3 tRNA genes and 3 rRNA genes are annotated in these 5,856 nt (G+C 53.6%); all 6 read right to left on the reverse strand.

What is annotated here, in order from left to right:
- Window position 1: 1 nt before the first annotated feature.
- A tRNA-Met gene (locus SM763_RS23745) sits at window positions 2–78 on the reverse strand.
- Between the two features lie 48 nt (window positions 79–126).
- Window positions 127–241, reverse strand: a 5S ribosomal RNA gene (gene rrf / locus SM763_RS23750).
- Between the two features lie 148 nt (window positions 242–389).
- Window positions 390–3,216: ribosomal RNA gene (locus tag SM763_RS23755) — 23S ribosomal RNA — on the reverse strand.
- A 410-nt stretch (window positions 3,217–3,626) separates the two neighbouring features.
- Window positions 3,627–3,703, reverse strand: a tRNA-Ile gene (locus tag SM763_RS23760).
- Window positions 3,704–3,728: 25 nt separating this feature from the next.
- Window positions 3,729–3,804: transfer RNA gene (locus SM763_RS23765), tRNA-Ala, on the reverse strand.
- A gap of 144 nt (window positions 3,805–3,948) precedes the next feature.
- A 16S ribosomal RNA gene (locus tag SM763_RS23770) occupies window positions 3,949–5,408 on the reverse strand.
- Together the 16S, 23S and 5S rRNA genes with 3 tRNA genes alongside form the textbook arrangement of a ribosomal RNA operon.
- Between the last annotated feature and the right edge of the window lie 448 nt (window positions 5,409–5,856).

Consider the following 5,856-nt stretch of genomic DNA (forward strand, 5'->3'; position numbering starts at 1 on the left):
TTGGTTGCGGGAGCAGGATTTGAACCTGCGACCTTCAGGTTATGAGCCTGACGAGCTACCGGGCTGCTCCATCCCGCGGAGATTGTTGGTTATGATCGTTAGAGAGATTTTTTTGGTATTTACTAGGTTTGGCGGTGACCTACTCTCCCAGGGCTTAAGCCCAAGTACCATTGGCGCGACGGCACTTAACTTCCGGGTTCGGGATGGGACCGGGTGTTTTGCTCGTGCTATGACCACCAAACCGAGTAAATACCAAAATCCTCCGGCTTTTGGTATTGCGAGCTCCGTTATGTCACGGGGCGCTTTCCAAAAGCGGAAGGTTTCAGATCAACATGTTGTCCAGGTTTTGTTTTGCTTTTTGGTGTTTATGAGACTGTCTGTTACTGGAACAGATCAAGCCTATCGGGCGATTAGTACCGGTCAACTGAATGCATTGCTGCACTTACATCTCCGGCCTATTGACGTGGTGGTCTTCCACGGCCCTCAGGGATACCTTGTTTTGAGGGGGGCTTCCCGCTTAGATGCCTTCAGCGGTTATCCTTTCCGATCATAGCTACCCTGCACTACCGTTGGCACGATAACAGGTCCACCAGTGGATCGTTCACCCCGGTCCTCTCGTACTAGGGGCAACTCCTCTCAAGTATCCTACACCCACGGCAGATAGGGACCGAACTGTCTCACGACGTTCTAAACCCAGCTCACGTACCTCTTTAAACGGCGAACAGCCGTACCCTTGGGACCTGCTCCAGCCCCAGGATGAGATGAGCCGACATCGAGGTGCCAAACACTGCCGTCGATATGGACTCTTGGGCAGTATCAGCCTGTTATCCCCGGCGTACCTTTTATCCGTTGAGCGATGGCCCTTCCACTCGGGACCACCGGATCACTATGGCCGACTTTCGTCTCTGCTCGACTTGTCAGTCTCGCAGTCAGGCTGGCTTCTGCCATTGCACTCAACGAGCGATTTCCGACCGCTCTGAGCCAACCTTCGCGCGCCTCCGTTACGCTTTAGGAGGCGACCGCCCCAGTCAAACTACCCGCCACGCAGGGTCCCGGATCCGGATAACGGACCGCGGTTAGACATCAAGAGTGCGAAGGGTGGTATCTCAAGGGAGGCTCCACCGGAACTAGCGTTCTGGTTTCGATGCCTACCACCTATCCTGCACATCACAATCCTGATGCCAGTGCGAAGCTGTAGTAAAGGTGCACGGGGTCTTTCCGTCTAACCGCGGGAAGCCTGCATCTTGACAGGCAATTCAATTTCGCTGAGTCGATGTTGGAGACAGCGGGGAAGTCGTTACGCCATTCGTGCAGGTCGGAACTTACCCGACAAGGAATTTCGCTACCTTAGGACCGTTATAGTTACGGCCGCCGTTTACCTGGGCTTCAATTCGGAGCTCTCACTCCTCCTTTTAACCTTCAGGCACCGGGCAGGCGTCAGACCCTATACGTCGTCTTGCGACTTCGCAGAGCCCTGTGTTTTTAATAAACAGTCGCCACCCCCTGGTTTGTGCCCCCGGATCCAAGTTGCCTTGAACCCGGGCCTCCTTCTCGCGAACTTACGGAGGTATTTTGCCGAGTTCCTTCAACATCGTTCTCTCAAGCGCCTTGGTATTCTCTACCAGTCCACCTGTGTCGGTTTAGGGTACGGTCTGATGGAGGGCTATTTCCAGGGACTGCTCAGCAGCCCAACCAATCCGATAAGGCTGAACTACAGTCGCAATCCGTCACATCCTCCTGGCCCAGGAATATTAACCTGGTTCCCATCACCTACGCCTTTCGGCCTCGGCTTAGGGGCCGGCTTACCCTGCTCAGATTAGCTTTAAGCAGGAACCCTTGGACTTTCGGCGAGAGTGTCTCTCACACTCTTTGTCGCTACTCATGTCATCATTCTCGCTAGTGATCTCTCCACCGGATGGCTCACGCCCCGGCTTCATCGAAAGCCTCTTGTCTCCAATCTTCCCGAAGGAAGTAAGGAGACATGAGACTATGTCACACTACGCTCTGCTACCATGCACTATGTGCATCCTCGGCTTCGGCTCATGGCTTGAGCCCCGTTACATCTTCGCCGCAGGACAACTTATTTAGACCAGTGAGCTGTTACGCTATCTTTAAAGGATGGCTGCTTCTAAGCCAACCTCCTGGTTGTTTTGGTCGTCCCACCTGCTTTCCCACTTAGCCATGAATTGGGGGCCTTAGCCGGAGGTCAGGGTTGTTTCCCTCTCCACTACGGACGTTAGCATCCGCAGTGTGTCTGCCATCTAGTACTCCCGGGTATTCGGAGTTTGGTTAGGATCAGTAAGCCTGTGGGGCCCCATTACCCATCCAGTGCTCTACCCCCCGGGGTATTCGGATGACGCTCTACCTAAATAGATTTCGCAGAGAACCAGCTATCTCCGAGTTTGATTGGCCTTTCACCCCTAGGCACAGCTCATCCCGATCTTTTTCAACAGATGTGGGTTCGGTCCTCCAGTGCGTGTTACCGCACCTTCAACCTGGCCATGCCTAGATCACTCGGTTTCGGGTCTGATCCCACGAACTCATTCGCCCTATTAAGACTCGCTTTCGCTGCGCCTTCGCCTAGCGGCTTAAGCTTGCTCGTGAGACCAAGTCGATGACCCATTATACAAAAGGTACGCTGTCAGCCCTCAAGGGGCCTCCAACTGATTGTAGGCGTTCGGTTTCAGGTACTGTTTCACTCCCCTCGTCGGGGTGCTTTTCACCTTTCCCTCACGGTACTGGTTCACTATCGGTCAGTAAGGAGTACTTAGCCTTCGAAGGTGGTCCTCCGATCTTCAGACAGAATTTCACGTGTTCCGCCCTACTTAATACGTCCATCAAAGCTTCCTGTACGGGGCTATCACCCGCTATGGCTGCGCTTCCCAACGCATTCCAGTCACTTCTCTGGCTCGGCTGGTCCCCGTTCGCTCGCCGCTACTAAGGGAGTATCAATTGATGTCCTTTCCTCCGGGTACTTAGATGTTTCAGTTCCCCGGGTTTGCTCTTAAAACCCTATGTATTCAGGTTTTAAGTACCTGGTTCAGCAAGATATTGGCTACCGTGGTAACAATATCGAACTGTCAGGTGGGTTCCCCCATTCGGAAATTCATGGATCAAAGCCTATTCTCGGCTCCCCATGACTTATCGCAGAGTATCACGTCCTTCATCGCCTCTTACTGCCAAGGCATTCACCAAACGCCCTTCTCGCGCTTGATCTGGTCCAGAAAGAGACAGTCTTTGACAACTGTCGGATCCGGAAGCTGGTTCACAACCGGATCATCTGTCTCTGAACCAAAAAGCATACTTTCCCGCTCTTTCATCCTTATGCCTGTGATGTCGGTCGCAGGCGGACGAAAGAACAATGCATGATCGGGTAGATCATGCGGGTTAGTGTACTTGACTTGGACAACTCCGTCGTTTCGAACCGGCATACCAGAAGGCGTCTGAGGAAACATGACGTATCTTCCGGCTTGCCTCACCCCGAAGGGATCGGCACCAATCCGAGATCATCCCCACACTCGGGGCGATCAACGGTGTTGTTGATTTTTCTCTCTATACGATGTCAAAACTGCGTCCGATTGGACGGATAAGAACCACTTGCGGTGCTTATCGATCTAATCGGGGAATGGTGGGTCGAGGAGGACTTGAACCTCCGACCTCACGCTTATCAGGCGTGCGCTCTAACCACCTGAGCTACCGACCCATTCTAAATGGGGCCGATTGCAAAGTGGTGGAGCCTAGGAGGATCGAACTCCTGACCTCCTGAATGCAAATCAGGCGCTCTCCCAGCTGAGCTAAGGCCCCTTGCTGAACCTCAGGGGTCTGAGGCTCGACTGTCTGAAGAGATATGAGGACGGCTCGGTCCTGATGTTGACCGGCTTTGTTTGCCGATCTTCTGCTAAGTGATGCACGAGATTAGCAAGCTAATCTGACTAGCATCATCCTTAGAAAGGAGGTGATCCAGCCGCAGGTTCCCCTACGGCTACCTTGTTACGACTTCACCCCAGTCGCTGAGCTCACCGTGGTCCGCTGCCTCAAAAGTTAGCGCACGGCCTTCGGGTAAACCCAACTCCCATGGTGTGACGGGCGGTGTGTACAAGGCCCGGGAACGTATTCACCGCGTCATGCTGTTACGCGATTACTAGCGATTCCGACTTCATGGGGTCGAGTTGCAGACCCCAATCCGAACTGAGACATCTTTTGGGGATTAACCCATTGTTGATGCCATTGTAGCACGTGTGTAGCCCAACCCGTAAGGGCCATGAGGACTTGACGTCATCCACACCTTCCTCCCGCTTATCACGGGCAGTTTCCCTAGAGTGCCCAGCCGAACTGCTGGCAACTAAGGATGTGGGTTGCGCTCGTTGCCGGACTTAACCGAACATCTCACGACACGAGCTGACGACAGCCATGCAGCACCTGTCACTCGGTCACCGAAGTGAAAACCAGATCTCTCTGGCGGTCCGAGGATGTCAAGGGTTGGTAAGGTTCTGCGCGTTGCTTCGAATTAAACCACATGCTCCACCGCTTGTGCGGGCCCCCGTCAATTCCTTTGAGTTTTAATCTTGCGACCGTACTCCCCAGGCGGAATGCTTAATCCGTTAGGTGTGTCACCGAATAGCATGCTACCCGACGACTGGCATTCATCGTTTACGGTGTGGACTACCAGGGTATCTAATCCTGTTTGCTCCCCACACTTTCGCACCTCAGCGTCAGTATCGAGCCAGTGAGCCGCCTTCGCCACTGGTGTTCCTCCGAATATCTACGAATTTCACCTCTACACTCGGAATTCCACTCACCTCTCTCGAACTCTAGACCGATAGTTTTGGAGGCAGTTCCGGGGTTGAGCCCCGGGATTTCACCCCCAACTTTCCGATCCGCCTACGTGCGCTTTACGCCCAGTAATTCCGAACAACGCTAACCCCCTCCGTATTACCGCGGCTGCTGGCACGGAGTTAGCCGGGGTTTCTTTACCAGGTACTGTCATTATCATCCCTGGCGAAAGAGCTTTACGACCCTAGGGCCTTCATCACTCACGCGGCATGGCTGGATCAGGCTTGCGCCCATTGTCCAAGATTCCCCACTGCTGCCTCCCGTAGGAGTCTGGGCCGTGTCTCAGTCCCAGTGTTGCTGATCATCCTCTAAAACCAGCTATAGATCGTAGACTTGGTAGGCCGTTACCCCACCAACTATCTAATCTAACGCGGGCCGATCCTTCTCCGATAAATCTTTCCCCCGAAGGGCGTATAAGGTATTACTCACCGTTTCCAGTGGCTATTCCTTAGAGAAGGGCACGTTCCCACGCGTTACTAACCCGTCCGCCGCTCACTCCGAAGAGTGCGCTCGACTTGCATGTGTTAAGCCTGCCGCCAGCGTTCGTTCTGAGCCAGGATCAAACTCTCAAGTTGAAATGCGATTGCTCGCATATCCTTGACGTTCGAACCTCTGCACATCTTCATCAGGAGGCTAATCCTGATGAAAGTCTCTGTTTGTGTGCTTGGTTTCAAAAGAAACCGAAGCCGTACAAACAGTGAAGCTGACACCTTATCATCGCTCTACCGCTTCGCTACTTGAGAGCAACATCATCGGCTTTGCTAAAGGCGCGATATACAGACGTTGATCCATCGAAATGAACCAAACCGCCCACATATCTCTTCAGTTATCTATCAATGTCAAAGAGCAACACCCAGCGGCCAAAACAAACAGATGCGCCAATCTCTCAGCGCGCCCGCCTGCCTCATCCTCAAAGATGCCTCAGTCTCTCCTGAGCGTCTCAACCGTCTTTCCGATCCGTCATCAGCGTCTCCGCCGCGCCCCGTAGCGCCTCAGCGCCGCCGGTGAAGGGGGTTCTAGTCC

Source organism: Pseudophaeobacter sp. C1-32P7, from assembly GCF_041008775.1.
GTDB classification, from domain to species: Bacteria; Pseudomonadota; Alphaproteobacteria; order Rhodobacterales; family Rhodobacteraceae; genus Phycobacter; species Phycobacter gallaeciensis_A.